Consider the following 23,012-nt stretch of genomic DNA (forward strand, 5'->3'; position numbering starts at 1 on the left):
GGGCTGTCACGTCCGTTACTCGAAACCAACGGTCGACAGTCTCAAGCGTTGGCGGCAGGCGCTGCGCGCCATGGCCAGCCTGACGGCAAATAGTACATCTCCATCTTGGCCGGCAGAGCAAAATGTACCGGCGATTTCCGCGGCACCGTGCGGCAGGCCTGCTCTTCCGCCATCCAATGCCTTGCCCGTTTGCCCAAATCGGCCGAATGTGCCGCGGACAGATCCACTGAACAGAGACAGTGCATGACCGGCTTCGTCCTTCCCCTGCCCGCAACCCCGTCGGTGGCCGTGGCCGGCTCGCCGGAGCGTTTTGCGGTGCGCCGGATCTTCTGCGTCGGCCGCAACTACGCCGCTCATGCCCGCGAGCTCGGCAATGATGAGCGCGACCCGCCCTTCTTCTTCACCAAGCCAGGCGACGCAGTGGTCGATGCGGCGGTCGGTTCGGGTACGATTATCCCCTACCCGCCGCTGACCCAAAACCTGCATCACGAAATCGAGCTGGTCGTCGCGATCGGCGGAGCCGGCTTCCGCATCCGGCGCGAGCGCGCACTGGACCATGTCTGGGGTTACGGCGTCGGTGTCGACCTGACCCGCCGCGACCTTCAGGACGAAGCGAAAAAGGCGGCAAGGCCGTGGGACTGGTCGAAAGCCTTCGACCGTTCAGCGCCCTGCGGCCCGCTGGTCCCGGCGCAAAAATCCGGTCATCCCGAAAAGGGCTGCATCTGGCTCGCGGTCGACGGCGAGATCAGGCAGGACGGCGACCTTGCCGAACTGATCTGGCCGGTTCCCGACATCGTCTCGATTTGCAGCGAGGCGGTAGAACTCCGGCCAGGCGACCTGATCTTCACCGGAACACCGGCTGGCGTCGGCGCCGTCGGGCCGGGCGAAAAGATCACCGGCGGCGTCGACGGCATCGGCGAAATCGAACTGACCATCGGCCAACCGATCCGATGAGCGACATCGTCCTCCATAACTATTACCGCTCCTCGACCTCTTACCGGGTGCGGATCGCGCTGGTGATGAAGGGCCTGTCCTACGACTACGTGCCGCATCATTTGCGCCACGGCGAGCATCTCGAACCCGCCTACCTCGCGGTCAATCCGCAAGGGCTGGTGCCGGCACTGGTCCTGGACGACGGCACGCTGCTGACGCAATCGCTGGCGATCATCGAATATTTCGACGAGACCACGCCTGAGCCGCCGCTGCTGCCCAAGGATGCGCCTGGCCGCGCCCGCGTCAGGATGCTGGCGCAGATGATCGCCTGCGACATCCATCCGGTGAACAATCTGCGCGTGCTGACCTCGCTGCGCACACTGTTCGGCGCCGGCGACCAGGATGTCGTCAACTGGTTCCGGCACTGGGTCAACGAAGGCTTCCAGCCGCTTGAAAAGATTCTGGCTTCCTCGCCCGAGACCAAGACATTCTGCCATGGCGACACGCCGGGGCTGGCCGACATCTGCCTGGTCGCACAGGTCACCAGCAATGCCCGCTTCGGCCTCGACATGACGCCCTACCCGACGATCTCGCGCATCAATGCCGCCTGCATGGCGCTGCCGGCGTTCCAGAAGGCCGCGCCTGAGAACCAGATCGATGCCGAATAGACCGCAAATTGCATGAAGTCATGAGGAACTGCCGATGAAAGCCGTCGTCTTCGAAAAGTTCGGCGAAACGCCAACGATCCAGACCGTTCCCGATCCGGAGCCGGCGCCGGAAGGCGTCGTCATCAAGGTTGAGGCCACCGGCCTCTGCCGCAGCGACTGGCATGGCTGGATGGGGCACGACGACGGCATCCGCCTGCCGCATGTGCCCGGCCACGAGCTTGCCGGCGTCGTGGTCTCCGCAGGAAACCAGGTGACCCGCTGGAGGGGCGGCGAGCGCGTCACCGTGCCGTTTGCCGTCGGCTGCGGCCGCTGCTTCGAATGCACGTCGGGCAACCACCAGGTCTGCGAACATCAGTTCCAGCCCGGCTTCAGCGCCTGGGGTTCGTTCGCCGAATATGTCGCCATCGACCATGCCGACACCAATCTCGTACGCTTGCCCGACGAGATGGAATTCGCCACCGCCGCTAGCCTCGGCTGCCGCTTCGTCACCTCGTTCCGCGCCATCGTCGATCAGGGCCGCGTGACCCCCGGCGAATGGGTTGCCGTGCATGGCTGCGGCGGCGTCGGCCTGTCGGCGATCATGATCGCCAGCGTCATGGGCGCCAATGTCGTCGCCATCGACCTCACCGACGAGAAGCTGGACTTTGCCAAAAAGATCGGCGCGGTGGCGACGATCAACGCGGCAAAGACGCCGAACGTGGTCAAGGCGGTCAAGCAGATCACCAATGGCGGCGCGCACATGTCGATGGACGCGCTCGGCCACCCCAGTACCTCGTTCAACTCGATCGCAAACCTGCGCCGCCGCGGGCGCCACGTGCAGGTCGGCCTGATGCTCGGCGACCATGCCAGGCCGCAGATTCCGATGGACAAGGTGATCGCATTCGAGCTCGAAATCCGCGGCAGCCACGGCATGCAGGCGTTTCGCTACCAGGCGATGATGGAGATGATCCGCACCGGCAAGCTGAAACCCGAACTGCTGGTCGGCAAGAAGATCAGCCTCGAAGAGGCGCCGGCCGCATTGATGGCGATGGGCGGCTTCGAAGGCATAGGCATCGGCGTGGTGACCAGATTCTAGATCACGCCCTGAGCCTGGATCAGCGAAACGACGCGCAGACCTCCCGCACGCAGGCTCGCAGCCAGCGTTGTGCCGGATCGGCATCGAGTCGCGGATGCCACAGCATCGAAATGGTGACCTCCTCGATATCGACCGGCAACGGGAAGCTGTACATGCCCGTGCGCGCGCCCAGCGTGTGCCGTTCGGGGACGCTGGCGATCAGATCGGAGGCGCGCGCCATGGCGAGCGTGGCCGAGAAGCTGGAAACCATGCACACGATCGTCCGCTGGAGACCGAGCAGTTTCAAGGCCTCGTCGATCGGGCCCTTTTCGCGGCCACGCCGCGAAACGCTGATGTGGCGGCCGGCCGCATAGCGTTCCGGCGTCATTGGGCCCTCGCCCAGGCTGTGACCCGTTCGCACCGCACCGATGAAGCGGTCGCGAAACAGCGCCTGAATGCGCATTTCAGGGTTCGTTTCACTGGCAACCCCGATTTCGAGGTCAACCGCCGCGCCACGCAACGACATGTCGTTCTTGTCGGATTTCGGCGCAAAACGCAGCCGCACGCCAGGCGCATCCGCTTCGACACGGGTCAGAAGACGCGGTGCGAACTCCTCGACGAAACTTTCGTTGGCGCGCAGCGTGAAGACCTTGTCGAGAGCAGAGAGGTCGAGGAGCTTGGCCGGGCGCAGCAGCGCTTCCGCATCCTGAACGACGCGGCCTACCTGTTGCTGCAACTCGAGCGCGCGCGGCGTCGCAACCAGGCCACGGCCGGCCCGGACCAACAATGGGTCGCCTGTCGCCTGGCGCAACCGCGCCAACGTCCGGCTCATCGCCGAGGGACTGAGGCGCAGCCGCCCGGCCGCGCGCGCCACACTGCCCTCGGTCAGCAGCACATCGAGGGCGACAAGCAGATTGAGATCTGGCGACGACATCGACGGACCGTAGCACAGCTCGGCCGCGATGTGGCGTTTCATGCACGAATAAGATGCAAATACTGCGCCTTCCGCCACATCAGGCGAGGGAATAGCGTCCGACAGCTCCGATTGGGGGCTGCCGGCAAAGGAGTTCACCTTGGCATCGACCGCTGAAAAGACCTGGGACGAAGTTGCCCCGGTGAGCGGCGCACGCTCGACCCGATGGGCATTGGCAAGCCTGTCGCTTTCAACGCTGCTGTCGTCGCTCGCCACCAGCATCGCCAGCGTCGGGCTGCCATCGCTGATGCAGGCGTTCGACGCATCGTTCCAGCTCGTGCAATGGGTCGTCCTGGCCTATCTGCTCGCCATCACCACCTTGATCGTCAGCGTCGGGCGGCTCGCCGACATATTCGGCCGCCGACCGCTATTGCTCGGCGGCATTGCCCTGTTCACGTTCGCATCGGTGCTTTGCGGGCTCGCGCCGACGCTCTGGCTGCTGATTGCCGCTCGGGCGGCACAGGGGCTCGGCGCGGCCATTATGATGGCTCTGACGCTGGCCTTTGTCGCCGACACGGTTCCCCGGGATAAAACCGGCAGCGCCATGGGCCTGCTCGGCGCCATGTCGGCGATCGGCACCACGCTTGGCCCCTCCCTTGGCGGACAGTTGATCGCCGGCCTCGGCTGGCGCGCGATCTTCCTCATCAATCTGCCATTGGGGATGCTGGCCTTTGCGCTTGCCTGGCGCTTCCTGCCGGCCGGAAAAAAGACGCCAGGTCGGCGCGGTTTCGACGGGATCGGCACGGCTTTGCTCGCGCTGACGCTAGCCGCCTATGCGCTCGCCATGACCCTTGGGCGTGGCAGTTTTGGTTCTCTCAATGTCGGCTTGCTGATTGCCGCAACCGTGGCTGGCCTGCTGTTTGTCATTGCGCAGACAAGGGTCCAGAACCCTTTGATTCAACCTGCGAGGTTCCGCGACCAGGCGTTGAACGCAAGCCTCGCCATGAACCTGATCGTCGCCACGGTGATGATGGCGACGCTGGTGGTCGCACCATTCTATCTGTCGCGCGCGCTTGGGCTAGACGCGGCCATGGTCGGGCTGGTTCTGTCGACCGGCCCTCTGGTTACCGCATTGGCGGCGCTGCCGGCCGGACGCCTGGTCGATCGTTTCGGGGCGAGCCGGATGATGATCGTCGGCCTGTTCGATCTCGCTATTGGCACCTTTGGTCTGTCGCGGGCGGAATTCGGTATTGCCGGCTATGTCGTACCAATCATCATCGTCTGCACCGGCTACAGCCTGTTTCAGACCTCCAACAATTCGGCCGTGATGACGGGCGTCGCATCCGACCAGCGTGGAGTCGTCTCCGGCCTGCTCAATCTGTCGCGCAATCTCGGCCTGATCACCGGTGCGTCGGTGATGGGCGCGGTGTTCGCCTTCGCATCGGCTGGGGAAGGCACTGGCTTGGCAGTGTTGGCACCTGCGGCAGCGGCACGAGGGATGCAGGTCACTTTCCAGCTGGCGACGGGCCTGGTGCTGATGGCGCTGATCCTTGCGGTATTTTCAGCCCGCGCCACGGCCGGGCGAACTGATATCGTTGCCAAGCATCCTTGAGGGTTTCCACCCCGTTCGCATGCAACTCCGGCAGCTGGCGCACCTATCTCGCATATCTCTTGGCACCGACGACGCAAAGTACGACGGCGGCGGTGACGGCGATCATGGCGGGACTGACCTGCTCATGCAGCAGCGCTGCCGCCAGCCCGAGGCCGAAGAAGGGCTGCAGCAGTTGCAACTGCCCGACGGCGGCGATGCCGCCTTGCGCCAGGCCGCGATACCAGAACACGAAACCGATCAGCATGCTGAACAGCGAAACATAGGCCAGACCGATCCAGGCGCCCCTGCCGGCACTTTCGAGCGACGGCGGCAAAGTGATGAACGTCAGCGCCAGCATGAGGGGCAGCGACAGCACCAGCGCCCACGAAATCACCTGCCAACCGCCGAGTTTGCGCGACAGCGCCGCTCCTTCGGCATAGCCCAATCCACACACGATGATGGCGGCCAGCATCAAGATGTCGCCGAGCGGCGAGACCGACAGGCCTTGGGTGACTGCGAAACCGGCGACAAGGGCGCTGCCGAGGCACGAGAACAGCCAGAACGCCGGCTTCGGGCGATCACCGCCTCGAACCACACCGAAGATCGCGGTCGCCAACGGCAACAGGCCGACGAAGATGATGGAGTGAGCCGACGTGATGTGCTTGAGCGCCAGCGCCGTCAGCAGGGGAAAGCCGACCACGACGCCAAGCGCCACGATCGCCAGCGGGAACAGATCTCGCCGCTCCGGACGCTTCTGACGAAAAATGAGCAGCAGCGCCAGGCCGAGGATGCCCGCCGAAGCCGCACGGGCGACCGTTACGAACACCGGATCGAAATCCATCACCGCCACGCGCGTCGCCGGAAGCGAACCGCTGAAGATCAGCACGCCTATGAACCCGTTAACCCAGCCACTCGCCGCCCAACTACTCGCCGCCCAACGACTCGCCGCCTTGTTCATTGATGCCCCGCTGATTTCGCCCTCTATCGGGCCGGGCGTATGGCTCCGCCAGAGACAATCAGGTACAGTTTGACAAAACCGTTATGGTAGGGCGAGCAGTACGGATGGATGAGCAGACGACAACAGATGAGGGCGGCCGGACGCTTGTCGAAAGCGTCATGGCGACGATCAGGCACAGGATCGCCGCGCGCAGCCTCACACCGGGAATGCGGCTGCCTTCGATCCGGGCGTTCGCCAAGGCCATGCAGGTTTCCAAATCCACCGTGGTCGAAGCCTATGAGCGTCTTGCGGCGGAAGGCATGATCCGCTCGCGGCCGGGCTCGGGCTTCTATGCCGCCGGACCGCTGGCTCCGCTGTCGCTGGCCGAGATCGGCCCCAGGCTTGACCGTGCTGTCGACCCGCTCTGGGTCTCGCGCCAATCGCTGGAAGCCGGCGACGGCGTCCTGAAACCGGGTTGCGGCTGGTTGCCGGCGTCATGGATGCCCGAGGCCGGATTGCGTCGCGCGCTGCGGACGATGGCCCGCGCCGACGACGCAGCGCTGACCGATTACGGCACGCCGCTCGGCTTGCCGGCGCTACGCCATCTGCTGGCGCGGCGCATGGCCGAGCACGGTATCGAAGCCTCCCCGGACCAGATCATGCTGGCGGAATCGGGCACTCAGGCGATCGACCTGCTGTGCCGGTTCCTGCTCGAACCGGGTGACACGGTGTTGGTCGACGATCCCTGCTACTTCAACTTCCATGCCCTGTTGCGCGCCCATCGGGCCAAGGTGATCAGCGTCCCCTACACGCGCTCGGGTCCGGACATCGAGCTGTTCGCGCAGGCACTGAACGAGCATCGGCCGCGCCTCTACATCACCAATTCGGCGCTCCACAATCCGACCGGCGCCATATTGTCCCCGGTCGTTGCCCATCGGGTGCTGAAGCTCGCCGACCAGTCAGGGCTGACCATCATCGAGGACGATATCTTCGCCGATTTCGAACACACGCCCGCGCCCCGGCTGGCTGCCTTCGACGGCCTCAGCCGGGTCATCCACATCGGAAGCTTTTCCAAGACGCTGTCGGCATCGGTGCGCTGCGGCTTCATCGCCGCTCCTCGCGACTGGATGGAAGGATTGACCGATCTCAAGATCGCCACGTCGTTCGGCAGCGGTCGGCTTGCATCCGAACTGGTACTGACGCTGCTGAAGGATGGCCTCTATCGCAAGCACGTGGACCTGCTGCGCGCGCGGCTTTCGCGCGCAATGGAGGAAACCAGCACCCGCCTGAGGGCGATCGGCATCGTGCCATGGATAGATCAGCCGGCCGGCATGTTTCTGTGGTGCAGGCTGCCGGAGGGGATAGATGCCGCGGATGTCGCCCGCCATGCCCTGTCGGCCAACGTCGTGCTCGCGCCCGGCAATGCGTTCAGCCTGTCCCGGTCGGCCAGCCGTTACATGCGCTTCAACGTCGCCCAATCGGGAGACGACCGGGTTTTCAGGGCGCTTGAACAGGCGATGTCGCGTTGATTGCGCTGCCGCAAAACTGAGGCTGAACTCTCAGGCCCCTGCCCGCTTGCGGCGTGCATAAAGCATGACGAGCGTCTCGGCGGTCAGCGCCGGCCTCTGCTCGCCTTCGATCTCGACCGTATTGGCGGCCTTCATCAGATATTGCCCCGGACCTTTGTCTTCCATCGACAACAGCGTGGTGCGCAGCCTGATTCGCGAGCCGACCCTGACCGGCGCCACGAAGCGCACTTTGTCGAAACCGTAGTTGAACGCGGCCTGCGTGTTTTCGGGTACGATCCCCATCTCGAGCGCCAGCGCGCCGATGATGGACAGAGTCAGATAGCCATGCGCGATCGTGGTGCGGAACGGGCTTTGCCGCTTCGCCCGCTCGGGATCGACATGGATCCATTGATGATCGCCCGTGCATTCGGCAAACTGGTCGATGCGGTGCTGATCGACCAGCGTCCAGTCCGAAACGCCCAACTCCTGCCCGGCCATCGCCCTGAGTTGCTCGAAGGTCGGCGGCGTCCTCGGCCGTATCTGCGTCATTCCTGCTTTCCCGATCGCTTGCCTGTTCCGGACCACGACGGGCCGCCCCTGTCAATTCGCCAGTGCGATTCCAGCCCATAATCTTCGGCCGCGAACCGCCGGTCTTCGCTGCCGGCAAGCGTGCCGCCGGGGAACAGCTTACCTCTTGTCGTGGCCGGCGCGGATCTCCTCCATCGCCTCCTTGATGCGGCTGCGCAGGATTTCAATTGATTCGGTGCCGGACGCCCTTGCCAGTTCGGCCATCTCGCCGGCATTCTTCAGCGCGGTCTCGAAGGATTTCCTGGCGAACGCCGCCTGCTTCTGCATCATTTCCTGCGGATTGCCGGGCGCTCTGTAGCTTTGTGCCATGTCGGTGATTTCGCGCAGCGTGTCCTGCAGCATCTCGCGTTGCCTTGACAACAGCGCCGACGCTCCGGCGGCACTCGCCCTGGCCGACTTCTCCAGCGCTTCCAGGTTCCTGGCGTGGTGGGCGAGGATCGCCTCGACATCGACATTCGGCAGCTTCAGGTCGCGGCCGAACTTGCCGAACATGTCGATGAAGGACTCGGACTCCGGTCGTTTTGCCATGCTGGTTCTCTCCCCCTGTTGCCGCGAACGCCGCCACTGCACGGAAGATAGTGCAGCGAAGCTCAGCGGTCCATTCGGACGAGTCAGCCGACAAGAAACAGCCGTTCGGCAGTGTAGAGCACGAGGCCGGCAAGGCCACCGATGATCATGCCGTTGAAGCGGATATATTGCAGGTCCTTGCCGATGTTCATTTCGATAAGCCTTGTCAGTTGCGCGAGGTCCCAGCGCTTGACCTGGTCGGCGATGAACTTCGACACGCCGCTCTTCTGGCTTTCGACGAAGGAGGCCAGCGCCACGATGAAGCCCTGGTTCATGTCGGCCCTGATCTGCGCGTCGTCGGCAAGATGGCGGCCGACCTCGACGAACATGGTGGCGAGATGGTCGCGGATCATCGAATTGGGCGCCTTGGCGTCCTGTTCGATGAACAGCCGCAGGCTGTCCCACATATCGCCGGCCAGCGCGCTGAGCTCTGGCCGGGCAAGGAAATCGCGCTTCAGCTTTTCGGCGCGCCTGGCATATTGTTTGGATGTCCTCAACCGCTCGACGAAGGTTTCGACGAAAAGGTCGAATTCGGCGCGCATCGGATGGTGCGGATCGGCGCGCACCTCATCGAGCAGCGAGCCGGCCGACGCAACGATCTTCTTCAACAGATAGGCGTCGGCGCGAAACAGGTTGAACAGCGACGGCAGTTCCTCGCGGATCTTCTCGCGCATCGTCGCCAGCGCCTGCTCGTCGCTCAGGAAGCGGCCGACCACCTTGGTGAACTCGTCTAACAGTTTCTGGTGGCGACGATCATCAGTCAGCGCCGACAGCAGCTCGGCGGCGAGCGGCGCCAGCGGCACCTTTTCGATCTGCTCCAGCACACGGCTGGTGACGAAGCCGCGCAGTCCGGATTGCTCGACCGCCGCCAGCGTCTGCGGCACCAGCCGGCCGACGAAGCGCGACAAATCGGCGGCGCGGTTCGGGTCGGCCAGCCAGTCCGCGACCAGCGCGGAAAAGTCCACCTCGGCGAGCTTTTCGCGCACCGGTTCCGGCGCCAGGAAATTCACCTCGATGAAGCGGCCGAGATTGTCGGCGATGCGGTTCTGGTTTTCCGGGATGATGGCCGTATGCGGGATCGGCAGGCCAAGCGGCCGCCGAAACAGCGCCACCACCGCATACCAGTCGGCCAGCCCGCCGATCGTCGCCGCCTCGGCGAAAGCGGCGACGAAGCCCAGCCACGCATGCCGGCTCTCGAGCGATTTCGCCACCGCGAAGATCAGCAGGCAAAACGCGAGTGCTGCGGCGGCGACGAACTTGGTGCGCCTGAGCGCCGAAAGCTTGGCGTCGGCATCGGCGTCGAACCGGACGGACGCGACGGATGCAAATGCCGGGGCTGGTCGTGACATGATGGGCCGCTCCTGATCGTGTATGCGAACTTATCTAGTGTCGCCTGCCTCAGAAAGCGCGCCGCTGGTTCCGGTGCGCGCAATCGCGCACGCAAACTTGACGCTGGAATTCATCTATTATGCAGCGCCAGTCTGGAATTGTTCCAAACTATAGGCCATATTGACGCCAACCACTGCTATGTGAGGACACAATGCGGCTTACCCGTCAGACCAACTACGCCATGCGCATTCTGATGTATTGCGCCGCCAACACCGAGCGGTTGAGCCGCATCCCCGAGATCGCCGCCGCCTATTCGGTATCGGAACTTTTCCTGTTCAAGATCCTGCAGCCGCTGGTCGAAAACGGCCTGATCGAAACGGTGCGCGGCAGGAATGGCGGCGTCAGGCTCGGCCGCACGGCCGAATCAATCAGCCTTTTCGATGTCGTGCGGGCAACGGAGGAAAGCTTTGCCATGGCCGAGTGCTTCGAGAACGACGCCGCCGAATGTCCGCTGGTTGACAGCTGCGCGCTGAATTCGGCATTGCGCGAAGCGCTCAACGCCTTCTTCGCCGTGCTGTCGCGCTACACGATCGCTGACCTAGTGGCGGCGCGCCCGAATGTGCGCCACCTGCTCGGCATCGACATGCTGGTGCAAAGGGCGCCGGCCGCCTGATTTTTGGTCGCATCTCAATTGGTGAGGTCTGTTGAGATTCAGGTCAGGCCGAGCCGGAGTCGAAGACGGGCGCGAAGCGACCAAAATGGTGGGTTCCGAGAACCGGAACCGAGCGTACGTTTGGGTACGTGAGTACCGGCCTGCGCCGGCCATAGCCTTAACTGCCGCACCTCTCATGAATGCTTCGGCCGGCGAAGGCCGGAAGCGCAGGAAACCGCCATTTGCAGGCCGGCATCACCTGAACATCAACAGACCGACTGCGGCAATACGAACGGCATGTTTGCCGCCGGCAACACGCCGACCTTCAGCCGGCAATCGAAGACCTTTTCGATCAGCTCGTCGCTGAGCACCTGTTGCGGCGAACCTGTAGCGGCGAGCCTGCCGCGATGCATGACGAAAATCCGGTCGGCATACATCGCCGTCAAATTGAGGTCGTGCAGGATGGCGACCACGCCGCCGCCGCGTCTGGCGAAATCGCGGGCGATGTCCATGATGATCAGCTGGTGTTTGATGTCGAGGCTGGACACCGGCTCGTCGAGGAACAAATAGCGCGGCTTGCCGTCGAGCACCGGCGCCCAGACCTGGCAGAGTACGCGGGCAAGCTGCACGCGCTGCTGTTCGCCGCCGGACAGCTCCTGGTAGAAGCGGCCGGCGAAACCGTCGAGGTCGACGCGAGCCAGCGCCCGTTCGGGCAGGCGCTGGTCCTCGCCGGACAGCGCGCCGGAGCGCCCGCCGACCAGGCCCAGCCTGACGATCTCACGCACTGTGAACGGGAAGGACAGCGTCGTCGCCTGCGGCAGCACGGCGCGCAGCGTCGCCGCTTCGAGAGGCTTCATCGCGGATAGATTGCGGCCGTTGACGGTGACCTCTCCCGAATAGCCAAGATCGCCGGACAGTGCTCTGAGGAAGGTCGTCTTCCCCGAACCGTTGGGGCCGACGATGGCCGCGATTTCGCCGGGCCGCGCCTCGAAATCGACATTGGCGACAATGCGCTTGCCGCCAATCGCCACCGAGACATCGCGCGCTTCGATCATAGGCAAACCCTCACAAGTCGATGACGCCGCGCTTGCGCAGCAGGATCCACAGGAAGAACGGCGCACCGGCGACCGCGGTGACGATGCCGATCGGCAATTCGGCCGGGGCAACGATGGTGCGGGCGACGGCGTCGGCCAACAGCAGCAGCGCGGCACCAAGCAGTGCCGATGCCGGCAGCAAATAGCGGTTGTCGGGGCCGATCAGCAGGCGCAGCAGATGCGGCACGACGATGCCGACGAAGCCGATGCCGCCGCTGACGGCGACCGACGCGCCGACCGCTGCCGAGACGCCGACAATCGCGGAGTATTTCAGCCGCTGCACCGGAATGCCGAGATGGCCGGCCGTGGCCTCGCCGAGCGCCAGCGCGTTGAGGCCGCGCGCCAGGAACGGCATTGCCGCCAGCGCCAGCACGATGACCGGCCCGACCGAGCCGATCTTCTGCCAGGTTGCGCCGCCCAGCGAGCCGAGCTGCCAGAAGGTCAGGTCGCGCAATTGCCGGTCGTCGGCCATGAAGATCAGGATGCCGGTCAGCGCCATGGCAAGCGCGGCCAGCGCGATGCCGGCGAGCAGCATGGTGGCGACGGAGGTCTGGCCTTGCCGTGTCGCGACCCGATAGAGCAGCAATGTCGTAGCCAGCCCGCCGCAGAACGCAGCCAGCGGCAAAGCCATCGTGCCGAGCGCCGAAGTCAGCGGCGCCAGCATGGTCGAGCCAAGCACGATGACGGCGACCGCACCGAGGCTCGATCCGGCCGAAACGCCGATCAGGCCGGGGTCGGCCAGCGGATTGCGGAACAGCCCCTGCATGACGGCACCGGAGACTGCAAGCGATGCGCCGATCAGCACGCCCAGAACAACGCGCGGCAGACGGATGTCATGGATGATCAGGCGGTCGCGGGCGCTCAATGCCGCGTCGCCGGGCAACGCGCCGAACAGCCAGTCGTGCATGACGCCGATGGCCGAGGCATCGGATGCGCCGGAGGTCAGCGACAACATCGCGGCGATAGTCAACCCCACGCAGAGCAGCACGATGACAAGGCGGGCGCGCCGCGAACGATCACCCTCGGCTGCCGTCGCCATGATGCCCGCCGCACCGGCGATCGAATGATCCGCCATCGCGCTCAATCCGTGACCTGGCCGCCATAGAGCGAGACGGCGAGGTCGTGGATGGCGTCGGCCGTGCGCGGGCCGAAGCCGAGCAGATAGCCGCCGTCCATGCGGATCAGCTTGCGGGCGGCACCCGCCGGCGTCGAAGCCACGGCAGGGTTCGAAAACAATTCGTCATCCGCGGTGGCCGGCCCGGCGTTGTTCATCATCAGGATCACGTCGGGCCTGGCGGTGATGACTGCCTCGTCCGACAATTGCTTGTAGCCGGCAAAGCCGTCGATGGCGTTGATGCCGCCCGAAAGCTTGATGATGCCGTCGGCGGCGGTGTCGCTGCCGGCAGCAAGCAGCTTGCCGCCCTGCATCGACAGCACGAACAGGATGCGCCTGCGCTCCTTGATCGAGGCGGTCTGCTTTTCAGCTGCCTTCAGCTTGGCGTCTATCTCGGCGGCCAAGGCATCGGCCTTGGCGCCGACGCCGAGCGCCTTGCCGACGATGTGGATCTTTTCGAGAATGCCTTGATTGTCATAGCGCTCGGGCACCTCGATGAACGGGATGCTTGATTTCTTCAGCACGTCGACGGCTTCCTTCGGTCCGCTGCCGTGCAACGCCAGTATGCCCGACGGATTGACCGACAGCACACCCTCCGGCGACAGCTGGCGCATGTAGCCGACATCCGGCAGTTCCACCGCCGCTTGCGGATATCGGCTGGTCGAATCGCGTGCGACAAGGCGATCCTGTTCACCGAGCGCGTAGACGATCTCGGTGATCGAGCCGCCGATGGCCACGATCCTCGAGCGATCGGCGAAAGTCGCGATGCCCTCGGCGGCTTGAGCCGTCATCAGCGTGGCGAACCCCAGGAAAACGGCGGCCGCAGGACCAGGCGCCGACCTGGAGACCGATGCCAGCCTGGAGACAAGAACCATCGTCGTTTTCCTCAGGCTGCGGTCGGGCTTGGGATACGCGGCAGGTTTTCGGCCAGAAAGCGCCAGTCTTCGCGCTCGCTTTCGCCTTCATGCCGCTTACCGAAGAACTGGATGATCATCTTGCCGTCGGCGCCATAGACTTCGAGCGACGTGACATGGCCGTCCCTGGTCGGCTTGCGCACGGCCCAGACCTCATCGATGTGGTCGGTCCGCAGGTGCAGATGGAAGGTCTCGTCGAGCACGTTGAGCCATGGTCCCGTCGGCTTGATCGAGGCGACGGGGCCGGAATGGATCTGGATGCAGCCGCGATTGCCGACAAAGCACATGATCGGCATGGCGCCGGCAGCGGCGTGGTTGAACATGGCGTTCACTGCATCCTTGTCGACCAGCCAGGCGTAGTCCTGGCCGACCATGCGCACCGCCTGTCGGCGGCTGATCTTCAGTGTCTTCAGCATGCCGAAGAACTGGTGCACGTCGGTCAGCCGGCTCCAGCGGTCGCGCAGATCGTCGATGCTCGCCGGGTTGTCCGCAGTCTCGGTCTCGTCGGTGGTGCCCGCTGAAATCGCCACCGTCGGCTCCTGGTTCGGCGATTCCAGCCCGGCCACCAGTTTCTGATAGGCGTAAAGGTTGGAGGCTGGCCTGAGATGCACCTTGTGTACCGCCTCGCCTGCGGTGTCGAAGAACTGCAGGCTGCGGCGGATGTCGGCGCCGTCGCGCTTTTCCACGGCAAAGCCGTGCGCCCAGACTTTTGGGAAAATGCGCAGGTCGATATTCTCACCGAGCACCATGGCATTGTGATTGCCGGTGACGACCTTGTCGTAGACGCCGATCTTCTCGTGCACCGCGCTTTCGTTGCGGGTCGGCGCCATCACCTCACCGACAGCTTCGAGGCCAGTCAAAAGGTCGTTGACACGCGGCTCGACGCGCACGACGCCGTCGCCGCAATGCGCTGCGACCAGTTCGGCCTCCGAAATCCCGAGCTGGGCGGCGAGGTCGCGCTCGCGCATTTTCGGATTGTCTGCCCGTGCCCGCCGGATCTCGTGCGGGGCGGGTTTTACGCGCTGGTCCATTTCTACCACCTACTTGTTGAGGATGAGCTTGCCCTGCCGGGTGATCTTCAGCCGGTACAGCGCACCATGATGCTCGATGCCGATCTCGTGCTCGCCTTGGAAGAGCGTGTTGCTGGACAGCGTTCTTACGGCCGATTGGACCCGGTCGAAACGGACGGAATTTTCGTCGGAACGGCGGACGCGATAGCGAAAGTCGCTGGGATTGTGCGTGTTCATTGGTTCGATCCCTTTCCTGTGCCGGGCATCTGGCGCGGCGCCTGCGTGAAATGCCGATTCAATTCTTGACTCGAATGATCATGTTATCTAGCAGTGCAATACCGGAGTAAATGAGTCAACATTTAAGACGCCGGACACGATGAAAAATGCCAGCGAGCCCCAAGCCAGCCAGCATCGAACATGGATTCTTGGAGCTGCAGCATGGGGTTGGCGAATTGGGGACGGCTGGCGGGCCGCGGCCTGACACATTGTTCTATGACAAGCAAAATGGCCGCGTTGCTGGCCGGCGCGGCGGCGATCCCGCTGCTCGCCACACCGGCCGGCGCCCAGCAGGCCGCCCAACCGGCAGCCGACCAGCAGCAGACTGACCCGTCTCAACAGCCCGAAAAGGTAAAGCCGGCCCCGGCGGGTACCACACTGCTCGACAAGATCCTGATCCTCAGCCGTACCGGCGAGACGGCGATCGAGTCGCTTGCTTCAGCCAGCCATGTCGACGAGGAACAGCTCGAGCGCCGCATGGCGACGACGCCCAACGAAATGCTGTTCGGTGTGCCGGGTGTCGCCGTCCAGGCCGACACAAGGCGTGTCAGTTCCAGCATCAACATCCGCGGCCTGCAGGACTTCGGCCGCGTCTCCGTCATCGTCGACGGCGCCCGCCAGAATTTCCAGCGCTCGGATCATGGCACGCAATCGACCTTCTACATCGATCCCGAATTGATCAAATCCGTCGATGTGATCCGCGGTCCGGTCGCCAACACCTATGGCTCCGGGGCGATCGGCGGCGTCGTATTTTTCGACACCAAGAATGCGCAGGATTTCCTCAAGCCCGACGAGACCTGGGCGGCATCCGCGACCGGGCGCTACGAAACCAACGGCGAAGGCTGGACCACCAGCGCCACCGGCGCCTATCGGATCAACGAGAACTGGGACGTGCTCGGCAATATCGTCTACCGCGACTATGACGACTACAAGCATGGCGGCGGCGACACTGTGGCGGGCACTGGCTTCGACGTCTTGAGCGGCCTCCTCAAGACGACCATCCGCCCCAGCGAAAACAGCGAGCTGAAGCTGGGCTGGATCGGCTCGAACGACGGATGGACCGAGACCAGCGGCAGCGCGCCGGTGAACGACGCCGACCTGAAGGCGAATACGTTCACGGCCCGCTACAACATCACCGACGAAGACAAGAGCTGGCTCGACCTCCACATCAACGCATCCTACAACAAGACCAAGCTCGATCTGACGACCCTTGTGGCGCAAAACCGGTTTGATCCGGTCACCGGTCTGCCCGTGGTTTTGCCGGCGGGTTCGAAATCGACGTTCGACATCGGCACCTCCGGCATCGACATTTGGAACACGTCGAGATTCGAGACCGTCGGCATTGCGCATGAGCTGACCTATGGCGGCGACTGGGTTGGCGACGATGTCGAGACAGGCGGCACGGCGGGCGGCGACAGCTTCTATACGCCCTCGGGCAACAGGAACGTCTCCGGCGCTTACGTTCAGGACAAGCTCACCTGGGACTGGCTCGAGATCATCGCCGGGCTGCGCTACGACAGCTACAAGCTTGACAGCGATGTCGGCGAAACCTCTGGCGACCGGCTGTCGCCACGCATCACAGTGGGCATTTCGCCCTTCGAGAGCGCCAGCCTTTCCGGGCTGCAATTCTACGGCACCTACGCTGAAGGCTATCGTTCTCCGTCGCTGTCGGAGACCCTGATCAGCGGCAACCATCCAGCCGGCGTCAGCTTCCCGTTCCTCCCCAATCCCAATCTCAAGCCCGAAACCGGCAAGACCGTGGAGTTTGGCGTCAATTACAGCACCAACGGCGTCATCGAGGCTGATGACGCGCTGCGGCTGAAGGCGGCCTATTTCAACAACAACGTCGACGACTACATTGATGGCGTAACGCTATCACCGTTCGACCCGACCAGCGGCTGCCCGTTCGGCCCGGGCATCCCGATCTGCTTCCAGTATCAGAACTTCGCCAAGGCCAAGATCCACGGTTTCGAGATGGAGGGCGTCTATGATGCCGCCTGGGGCTTTGCCGGGCTTTCGGCGTCGTTCACCGACGGCCATACGATTTCCTATGAAGGCGAACGGGCGGACCTTGTCACCGTCCCTTCCTCCCAGGTCACCGGGCAACTCGGCTTTCGCTTCCTCGAGGACAGGCTGACCGTCGGCGGCGAGGTGCAATACAACGGCAAGCCGCAGGGCAACGCCGTCGCCAAGGACTACACGCTGGTTAATGCCTTCGCCAGCTACCAGGCAACCGACAATTTCAAGGTCGATTTCCGCGCCGACAATCTGTTCGACGTCAAATACGCCAACCCGCTGAACGCATCAACCACCAGTGTTGTCTACGAGCCAGGCGTCACCCTGAAGCTGGCGGCGACGATGAGGTTTGGAGGCTGACAACAATGACAGGCATCACAGCATCCCTTCGTCTGTTCGCCGCGGTGCTGGCAATGTCGCTTGTTGCGGCTCCGGCGTGGACACAACAGCAAGCACCGGCGCTGATCCTCGAGCTCAACGGCGCGCAGCCTTCCGACAAGGGCTGCCGCCTGACCTTCGTGGTCACCAACAATCTCGGCGCCGACCTTTCCAAGGCGGCATTCGAGATCGCATTGTTCAACGAGGCCGGCGTCGTCGACCGGCTGACCGTGCTCGACTTCAAGGAGCTGCCGGCAGGCAAGACCAAGGTGACGCGTTTCGATCTTGCCGGCACGGATTGCGGCAAGGTCAGCCGCGTGTTGATCAACAGCGCCACGGAATGCGCCGGCGCCGAGCCGAATGCCTGCATGCGCGGGCTGAAGACGCAGACCAGGACCGGCATCGCCTTCGGGGTCTGAATTTTGGGACCGGAACCCGCATTCGCGCGAAACGCCGTGGCGTGGCCACTAGCCGGTTTCCTGCCGCCGGAGCCGGACGATCCGGACTTCGCCATCCCGCGCGAGGCGCTGCGTGTTTCGCTGCGCGACAGGCCGGAAGACAGTTACATCGCCGATGCCGACGGCGACTTGCCGACGGTGCCTGCGGAGCCATTGCGGCAGGCACGACAGACGCGGCGGCGCCGCAACTGGACGATGGCGATCGCCTGCTCTTGCGCATTCCACGTAGCCGTGGCGCTGGCCTTTCTCACGCTGCCGGACGATCGGCCAAGCATCGAAGGTGCCGACCAGCAAGGCGAAATGCTGCTCGGCGCCGACCCGCAGCAGGCGGCCGGCGATGTCGGAGACGATCCGGAAGTGGCCAACGTGACGATGGTGACCATGCTGGACGCCAAGCCGGTCGAAACGCTCGAGGCGCAGGCGGCCGCGGCAGAGGAGACGCTCCAGCCGGTCACCGATGCGGCGGAGACATCGGACAAAGAAGTGGTTGAGCCGGTCAACGAGGCCGCCACGGAAATCGCTGTGCCTGCCGATCGCACCGAGCCAGCACCTGCGCAGCCGGCGCGCCAGGACCCATCGCCCGACGTTCTTGCAACCGACAGGCTGGTGCCTGCCGACGACAATGCCGTGCCGCCGCCAGTCAGCGCGGTCGAAACGGCCGAACCTGCCGAGACGAGTGCGCCGGCACCAGCCGACCCGGCGCCGGCCGAAACGGTTCAGACGACCGAGACAGTCGGCGCGGCGGAAGAACCGAAGCCGGACAGGCCGGAGCCCAAGCAGCCGAAGAAGGCAACCGCAAAAAACAAGCCGGTCAAAAAAGCCGAACCGACTGAAACCGAAAAGCCGCCCCTGCGCAAGAAGGCGGGCAAGGCTGCGGCAAAAGCCGACACCAAGAAGAAAGAAGCCGGCTCCGGCGGCCGTGACGAAACGGATGTCGCGCGCGGCATGGCCGACGGCAGGAAGGACGGCAAGATCCTGACCGCCAGCAGAGGCGGCAAATCAGGCATCGGCAATGCAGCCGTCACGAACTATCCCGGCAAGATCAGGTCAAAACTGGTGCGGGCCTTCAATTCGACACGCACGCGCGCCACCGGCACAGCAACCGTTGCCTTTACCGTCGGCTCGAACGGCAGCGTCCGGTCAGCCAGGCTGACGGGCAGTTCGGGTGTTGCCGCGCTGGACAAAGCCGCACTCGACGCAGTCCGCCGGGCTTCTCCGTTTCCTCCTATTCCGGAAGGAGCCGGTCGCTCGGCTTGGCAGTTCGAAGTGCCGCTCGGTATCAGGTAACGATCGTCCTCATGCGGATACCAAAGTCGGCGCCACCCCTGCCCCGCGATGCGCGAACCCTGGCGAAACCTACGCAGCGGCCAGCAGGCTGGCATTGCCGCCCGCCGCCGTGGTGTCGACGCAGACGGCGCGCTCGTGGGCGTAGGCGGCCGGATAATAGACTTCGCTGATCAGCGGCACGATCGGGCCGGCGCGCTCGGCGATGACCTTGCGCACGATGCGCGCGGCCTCGGGCGTGCCGGAAAAGGCCACGACATCGACCCGCAGCGAGCGCGCTTCGACCGGGTCCGGCCGGCCGTCGATGGCCGCCAGCGGCAGGCCCTTGCCGGTCAGCGCCGACAGCGCTGCCGGCGCGCCGGGGGCGACGGCGAGCACGGCATTGCCGGCGGCCAGCGCCTGGATCGTCTGCGCAAGCAGCGTATCCGCGTCGGGACCGAGGCACAGCACGCGCCCGCGCGGCGACAGCGACAGCGTGTTGGCCTCGCCGGTCGGCCCGGGCAGGTCGACCTGGCCGAAATCGATGGCGGCGGCGGTGCCGATGGCGGCGGCACCCTTGCCGCGCAGATGTTTCCTCAGGATGGCGACACGATCCGGACGCGTCGACCAGCCGCCAAGCGCCGGGTCCGGCAGATTGTCGGCGAGCTCGGTCGCAGTCACCTTGCGGCCTTCGGCAAGATGGGTGCCGGCCTCCGGTCCCTTGCGGAAGCGTCGAAGATAATGTGGGCCGCCGGCCTTCGGCCCGGTGCCGGAAAGGCTCTCGCCGCCGAACGGCTGCGCGCCGACGACGGCGCCGATCTGGTTGCGGTTGACGTAGATGTTGCCGGCATGGATGCCATCGACGAAATGCTGGGCGCGGCCTTCGATGCGGGTGTGCAGGCCGAAGGTCAGGCCATAGCCCTTGCGGTTGATCGCCGCGATCACCGCATCAATCTCGTCGGCATCGAAGGTGGCGACATGCAGCACCGGCCCGAACACCTCGCGCTCCAACTCCTCGATGCCCTTGACCCGAAAGACGTGCGGCGCAACGAAGCGGCCGTCCTTCGGCGCTTCGAGCTTGGCGATCAGCCGGCCCTGCAGGCCCATTTTGGTGCAATAGTCACGGATCGACGCTTGCGCCTCGTCATCGATGACCGGACCGACATCGGTCGATATCCGCCACGGGTCGCCGAGGCTGAGCGCTTCCATCGCGCCTTTCAGCATCTCAAGCATCTTCTTCTCGACGTCCTTCTGCACGTAGAGAATGCGCAATGCCGAGCAGCGCTGGCCGGCACTCTGGAAGGCGGAGGCCAGGATGTCGCGCACCGCCTGTTCGGGCAGCGCAGTGGAATCGACAATCATGGCGTTCAGGCCGCCGGTCTCGGCGATCAGCATGGCGTCGGGCGCGGCGGTGTCGGCGAGCTGCTTTTCGATCAGCTTGGCGACCTCGGTCGAGCCGGTGAAGCAGACGCCGGCAATGCGCGGGTCAGCGGTCAGCGGGCCGCCGACCGAGGGGCCGTCGCCGGGCAGAAGCTGGATGACATCCTCCGGCACGCCGGCCTCGCGCAGCAACTGGACAGCGCGGAAGGCGATCAGCGGCGTCTGTTCGGCCGGCTTGGCGATCACCGAATTACCGGTGACGAGTGCCGCCGCGATCTGCCCGGTGAAGATGGCGAGCGGAAAATTCCACGGCGAGATGCAGGCGATGGCGCCGCGCGCCTCGGTGCCCGCCTCGGCATTGGCGGCCTCAGCCGCATAGTAGCGCAGGAAATCGACCGCCTCGCGCACTTCGGCGACGCCGTCGGCGAGCGATTTGCCGGCCTCGCGGGCGGCGAGTGCAAAGAACTCGACGGCGTTTGCTTCGTAGAGATCGGCCGCCCGGTTGAGGATGGCAGCGCGCTCGGCGACCGGCCGTCTTGCCCATGCCGGTTGTGCCTCGACGGCGATGCGCACGGCGGTCTCGACCTGCTTGGCGCCGGCCTCGCTGACCGTGCCGACCACTTCCGAAGGTTTTGCCGGATTGACGACCGGACGCTGCTTGCCGTAGCCGGCCGCGCGGCTGACCGGCTTGGCGTGCCAGCGCTCCGGCCCGGCGAACTCGGCCCTCGCCTTGTCGATCGCAGCCAGCGTCAGCGTGTCGGTGATATCGAAGCCCTTGGAATTGCGCCGGCCTGGACCGAAGATTGCCGACGGCGGCACGATCGCTGGATTGGCGGCGGGACCTTGTTTCTCCACCGTTTCGAGCGGGTCGCGGGCAATGTCCTCGGGCTCGACTTCCTCGTCGGTGAGCTGGTGGACAAAGGAGGAATTGGCGCCGTTTTCGAGCAGCCGGCGGACCAGATAGGCGAGCAGGTCGGAATGAGCACCGACCGGCGCATAGATGCGGCAGCGAGTGCCTTCGGCCCGCCGCACCGTCTCATGCAGCGCCTCGCCCATGCCATGCAGCCGCTGGAATTCGAACGTATCGCGCTCCGTCGTCATCGACAGAATCGCGGCGACGGTGTGGGCGTTGTGGGTGGCAAATTGCGGGTAGATGCGGTCGGTCATCGCCAACAGCTTCTTGGCGCAGGCCAGGTAGGAGACGTCGGTGTTGGCCTTGCGGGTAAAAACCGGATAGCCGTCGAGCCCGAGCGTCTGCGCCCGCTTGATCTCGGTGTCCCAATAGGCACCCTTGACCAGCCGCACCATGATGCTGCGGTCGTATTTCCTCGCCAGCTCGTAGAGCCAGTCGATGACGAAGGCCGCGCGCGGGCCATAGGCCTGCACGACGACGCCAAAACCGTTCCAGCCGGCAAGCTCCGGTTCGGCCAGCACCCGCTCGATGACGTCGAGCGACAAATCGAGGCGGTCGGCTTCCTCGGCGTCGATGTTGAGGCCCATGCGTGAATGGCGCGCCGCCAGCGCCAGCGACAACAGCCGCTCGGCCATGACGGGCAGCATCTTTTCCTTCTGCGTCACTTCATAACGCGGATGCAGCGCAGACAGTTTTACCGAGATGCCGTGGTTCTGGCGGATGTCGGGGCCGTTGGCGCCGGCATCGAGCGAAGAGATGGCATCGGCATATGCCTTGAGGTAGCGCAGCGCGTCGGCCCCGGTGCGGGCCGCCTCGCCCAGCATGTCGAAAGAATAGAGATAGCCCTTCTGCGTCATCGATCGGCCGCGCCTGACCGCCTCGGCAATGGTGCGGCCGAGCACGAACTGCTCGCCCATTTCGCGCATGGCGGCGGCGACGGCCTTGCGGATGACCGGCTCGCCAAGCCGGCGCACCATGGCGCGCAGCGTGCCTTCGATGCCGCCCTCGCCCTCGTCGAGCACGCGGCCGGTCAGCATCAGCGCCCAGGTCGACGCATTGATGAAGATCGAGCTCGAGCCGCCCGCATGCGCCGACCAGTCGTGCGGCGCGATCTTGTCGGCGATAAGGTCGTCCATCGTCTCGGTGTCTGGCACCCGCAGCAGCGCCTCGGCCAGGCACATCAGCGCCACGCCCTCCTTGGTCGACAGGCCATAGGCGGACAGGAAGACCTCCATCAGCCGCGGATCGGACGAGCCGCGCACCGCCCGCACTAGATCGGCGGCACGCGCCGAAATCGCCTTGCGGTCTTGCGCGGACAGCCCGGCCGCCTCGGCCAGCCGCTTCACCGCCTGGTCTTCGTCGGGCAAATAATTGGCACGGATCTGCTGGCGGATGGTGTCGAGCGCTGGCATGGCGGTCCTGTAGAGCGAGCATAAGGGAGCGGGCCGACGGTCAC

The 23,012-nt window shown here is 64.8% G+C and carries 20 protein-coding genes; 9 read left to right on the forward strand and 11 right to left on the reverse strand.

Translation table 11 applies throughout. The features are described 5' to 3' along the window. Nucleotides 1–243: 243 nt before the first annotated feature. The 3 genes from NKJ15_RS13630 to NKJ15_RS13640 are packed head-to-tail and all read left to right on the forward strand — an operon-like array spanning nucleotide 244 to nucleotide 2,676. A complete protein-coding gene (locus NKJ15_RS13630) occupies nucleotides 244–954 on the forward strand; it encodes a fumarylacetoacetate hydrolase family protein (RefSeq protein ID WP_352451939.1) in 711 nt (236 codons plus the stop codon). Beyond that, a complete protein-coding gene (gene maiA, locus NKJ15_RS13635) occupies nucleotides 951–1,601 on the forward strand; it encodes a maleylacetoacetate isomerase (protein WP_352815709.1) in 651 nt (216 codons plus the stop codon). Before NKJ15_RS13630 ends, maiA begins: the two co-directional genes overlap by 4 nt. Nucleotides 1,602–1,635: 34 nt before the next feature. Beyond that, nucleotides 1,636–2,676 (forward strand): zinc-dependent alcohol dehydrogenase family protein, encoded by a 1,041-nt coding sequence (locus NKJ15_RS13640; RefSeq protein WP_352815711.1) that lies wholly within the window; start codon nucleotides 1,636–1,638, stop codon nucleotides 2,674–2,676. A gap of 19 nt (nucleotides 2,677–2,695) precedes the next feature. Here the strand turns inward: NKJ15_RS13640 and NKJ15_RS13645 are convergent, their stop codons facing one another. Further along, on the reverse strand, nucleotides 2,696–3,589 hold the full coding sequence (locus tag NKJ15_RS13645; RefSeq protein ID WP_352614065.1) for a LysR family transcriptional regulator: 894 nt from the start codon (nucleotides 3,587–3,589) through the stop codon (nucleotides 2,696–2,698). A 139-nt stretch (nucleotides 3,590–3,728) separates the two neighbouring features. Between NKJ15_RS13645 and NKJ15_RS13650 the strand changes: the two genes are divergently transcribed. Further along, on the forward strand, nucleotides 3,729–5,180 hold the full coding sequence (locus NKJ15_RS13650; RefSeq protein ID WP_502906900.1) for an MFS transporter: 1,452 nt from the start codon (nucleotides 3,729–3,731) through the stop codon (nucleotides 5,178–5,180). A 43-nt stretch (nucleotides 5,181–5,223) separates the two neighbouring features. On the opposite strand, the gene NKJ15_RS13655 is transcribed toward NKJ15_RS13650, so the two are convergent. Next, the gene (locus NKJ15_RS13655; RefSeq protein WP_352614013.1) at nucleotides 5,224–6,117 is read right to left on the reverse strand and encodes a DMT family transporter; all 894 of its coding nucleotides are present in this window, start codon (nucleotides 6,115–6,117) and stop codon (nucleotides 5,224–5,226) included. A gap of 104 nt (nucleotides 6,118–6,221) precedes the next feature. On the opposite strand from NKJ15_RS13655, the gene NKJ15_RS13660 reads away from it, so the two are divergent. After that, entirely contained in the window at nucleotides 6,222–7,625 is a 1,404-nt protein-coding gene (locus tag NKJ15_RS13660) for an aminotransferase-like domain-containing protein (RefSeq protein WP_352614012.1), read from the forward strand. A 30-nt stretch (nucleotides 7,626–7,655) separates the two neighbouring features. Here NKJ15_RS13660 and NKJ15_RS13665 read toward each other — a convergent pair whose 3' ends face one another. From NKJ15_RS13665 to NKJ15_RS13675, 3 genes are all read right to left on the reverse strand, one after another. After that, nucleotides 7,656–8,153, reverse strand: a complete 498-nt coding sequence (locus NKJ15_RS13665) for a MaoC family dehydratase (protein WP_023676428.1) — start codon at nucleotides 8,151–8,153, stop codon at nucleotides 7,656–7,658. A 138-nt stretch (nucleotides 8,154–8,291) separates the two neighbouring features. Next, complete coding sequence (locus NKJ15_RS13670) at nucleotides 8,292–8,720, reverse strand: phasin family protein (RefSeq protein ID WP_352614011.1); 429 nt, start codon at nucleotides 8,718–8,720, stop codon at nucleotides 8,292–8,294. Between the two features lie 83 nt (nucleotides 8,721–8,803). Beyond that, the gene (locus NKJ15_RS13675) at nucleotides 8,804–10,108 is read right to left on the reverse strand and encodes a DUF445 domain-containing protein (RefSeq protein WP_352614010.1); all 1,305 of its coding nucleotides are present in this window, start codon (nucleotides 10,106–10,108) and stop codon (nucleotides 8,804–8,806) included. Between the two features lie 191 nt (nucleotides 10,109–10,299). Here NKJ15_RS13675 and rirA point away from each other — a divergent pair, with 191 nt between their 5' ends. Next, complete coding sequence (rirA, locus tag NKJ15_RS13680) at nucleotides 10,300–10,761, forward strand: iron-responsive transcriptional regulator RirA (RefSeq protein WP_352815714.1); 462 nt, start codon at nucleotides 10,300–10,302, stop codon at nucleotides 10,759–10,761. Nucleotides 10,762–11,006: 245 nt separating this feature from the next. On the opposite strand, the gene NKJ15_RS13685 is transcribed toward rirA, so the two are convergent. The 5 genes from NKJ15_RS13685 to hemP are packed head-to-tail and all read right to left on the reverse strand — an operon-like array spanning nucleotide 11,007 to nucleotide 15,109. Next, nucleotides 11,007–11,795, reverse strand: a complete 789-nt coding sequence (locus NKJ15_RS13685; protein WP_352470349.1) for a heme ABC transporter ATP-binding protein — start codon at nucleotides 11,793–11,795, stop codon at nucleotides 11,007–11,009. A 10-nt stretch (nucleotides 11,796–11,805) separates the two neighbouring features. Beyond that, nucleotides 11,806–12,909, reverse strand: a complete 1,104-nt coding sequence (locus tag NKJ15_RS13690; protein ID WP_352614008.1) for a FecCD family ABC transporter permease — start codon at nucleotides 12,907–12,909, stop codon at nucleotides 11,806–11,808. Between the two features lie 5 nt (nucleotides 12,910–12,914). Beyond that, on the reverse strand, nucleotides 12,915–13,823 hold the full coding sequence (locus NKJ15_RS13695; RefSeq protein WP_502906901.1) for a heme/hemin ABC transporter substrate-binding protein: 909 nt from the start codon (nucleotides 13,821–13,823) through the stop codon (nucleotides 12,915–12,917). Between the two features lie 11 nt (nucleotides 13,824–13,834). Continuing rightward, nucleotides 13,835–14,893: a hemin-degrading factor gene (locus tag NKJ15_RS13700; protein WP_352815717.1), complete on the reverse strand. Its 1,059-nt coding sequence runs from the start codon at nucleotides 14,891–14,893 to the stop codon at nucleotides 13,835–13,837. Between the two features lie 9 nt (nucleotides 14,894–14,902). Then, a complete protein-coding gene (hemP, locus tag NKJ15_RS13705) occupies nucleotides 14,903–15,109 on the reverse strand; it encodes a hemin uptake protein HemP (RefSeq protein WP_352451949.1) in 207 nt (68 codons plus the stop codon). 201 nt (nucleotides 15,110–15,310) lie between these two features. On the opposite strand from hemP, the gene NKJ15_RS13710 reads away from it, so the two are divergent. From NKJ15_RS13710 to NKJ15_RS13720, 3 genes are read left to right on the forward strand one after another with little or no spacing between them, the layout of a single operon-like run. Beyond that, the gene (locus tag NKJ15_RS13710) at nucleotides 15,311–17,524 is read left to right on the forward strand and encodes a TonB-dependent hemoglobin/transferrin/lactoferrin family receptor (RefSeq protein WP_502906902.1); all 2,214 of its coding nucleotides are present in this window, start codon (nucleotides 15,311–15,313) and stop codon (nucleotides 17,522–17,524) included. A 5-nt stretch (nucleotides 17,525–17,529) separates the two neighbouring features. Then, a complete protein-coding gene (locus NKJ15_RS13715) occupies nucleotides 17,530–17,961 on the forward strand; it encodes a hypothetical protein (protein WP_352470344.1) in 432 nt (143 codons plus the stop codon). Nucleotides 17,962–17,997: 36 nt separating this feature from the next. Further along, nucleotides 17,998–19,287: an energy transducer TonB family protein gene (locus NKJ15_RS13720; protein WP_352815721.1), complete on the forward strand. Its 1,290-nt coding sequence runs from the start codon at nucleotides 17,998–18,000 to the stop codon at nucleotides 19,285–19,287. A gap of 69 nt (nucleotides 19,288–19,356) precedes the next feature. Here NKJ15_RS13720 and putA read toward each other — a convergent pair whose 3' ends face one another. Next, the gene (gene putA / locus NKJ15_RS13725) at nucleotides 19,357–22,968 is read right to left on the reverse strand and encodes a bifunctional proline dehydrogenase/L-glutamate gamma-semialdehyde dehydrogenase PutA (protein ID WP_352815723.1); all 3,612 of its coding nucleotides are present in this window, start codon (nucleotides 22,966–22,968) and stop codon (nucleotides 19,357–19,359) included. Nucleotides 22,969–23,012 lie beyond the last annotated feature (44 nt).

The organism is Mesorhizobium sp. M0207, assembly GCF_040321995.1.
Classification (GTDB): Bacteria; Pseudomonadota; Alphaproteobacteria; order Rhizobiales; family Rhizobiaceae; genus Mesorhizobium.

Bases quoted from the DNA above. Each gene is read 5' to 3' on its own strand.
- NKJ15_RS13640 (WP_352815711.1), top strand. From the start codon at position 1,636: ATGAAAGCCGTCGTCTTCGAAAAGTTCGGCGAAACGCCAACGATCCAG.
- putA (WP_352815723.1), bottom strand. From the start codon at position 22,968: ATGCCAGCGCTCGACACCATCCGCCAGCAGATCCGTGCCAATTATTTG.
- hemP (WP_352451949.1), bottom strand. From the start codon at position 15,109: ATGAACACGCACAATCCCAGCGACTTTCGCTATCGCGTCCGCCGTTCC.
- NKJ15_RS13655 (WP_352614013.1), bottom strand. From the start codon at position 6,117: ATGAACAAGGCGGCGAGTCGTTGGGCGGCGAGTAGTTGGGCGGCGAGT.
- NKJ15_RS13675 (WP_352614010.1), bottom strand. From the start codon at position 10,108: ATGTCACGACCAGCCCCGGCATTTGCATCCGTCGCGTCCGTCCGGTTC.
- maiA (WP_352815709.1), top strand. From the start codon at position 951: ATGAGCGACATCGTCCTCCATAACTATTACCGCTCCTCGACCTCTTAC.
- NKJ15_RS13630 (WP_352451939.1), top strand. From the start codon at position 244: ATGACCGGCTTCGTCCTTCCCCTGCCCGCAACCCCGTCGGTGGCCGTG.
- NKJ15_RS13710 (WP_502906902.1), top strand. From the start codon at position 15,311: ATGGGGTTGGCGAATTGGGGACGGCTGGCGGGCCGCGGCCTGACACAT.
- NKJ15_RS13665 (WP_023676428.1), bottom strand. From the start codon at position 8,153: ATGACGCAGATACGGCCGAGGACGCCGCCGACCTTCGAGCAACTCAGG.
- NKJ15_RS13695 (WP_502906901.1), bottom strand. From the start codon at position 13,823: ATGGTTCTTGTCTCCAGGCTGGCATCGGTCTCCAGGTCGGCGCCTGGT.
- NKJ15_RS13685 (WP_352470349.1), bottom strand. From the start codon at position 11,795: ATGATCGAAGCGCGCGATGTCTCGGTGGCGATTGGCGGCAAGCGCATT.
- NKJ15_RS13690 (WP_352614008.1), bottom strand. From the start codon at position 12,909: ATGGCGGATCATTCGATCGCCGGTGCGGCGGGCATCATGGCGACGGCA.
- rirA (WP_352815714.1), top strand. From the start codon at position 10,300: ATGCGGCTTACCCGTCAGACCAACTACGCCATGCGCATTCTGATGTAT.
- NKJ15_RS13670 (WP_352614011.1), bottom strand. From the start codon at position 8,720: ATGGCAAAACGACCGGAGTCCGAGTCCTTCATCGACATGTTCGGCAAG.
- NKJ15_RS13645 (WP_352614065.1), bottom strand. From the start codon at position 3,589: ATGTCGTCGCCAGATCTCAATCTGCTTGTCGCCCTCGATGTGCTGCTG.
- NKJ15_RS13700 (WP_352815717.1), bottom strand. From the start codon at position 14,893: ATGGACCAGCGCGTAAAACCCGCCCCGCACGAGATCCGGCGGGCACGG.
- NKJ15_RS13715 (WP_352470344.1), top strand. From the start codon at position 17,530: ATGACAGGCATCACAGCATCCCTTCGTCTGTTCGCCGCGGTGCTGGCA.
- NKJ15_RS13660 (WP_352614012.1), top strand. From the start codon at position 6,222: ATGGATGAGCAGACGACAACAGATGAGGGCGGCCGGACGCTTGTCGAA.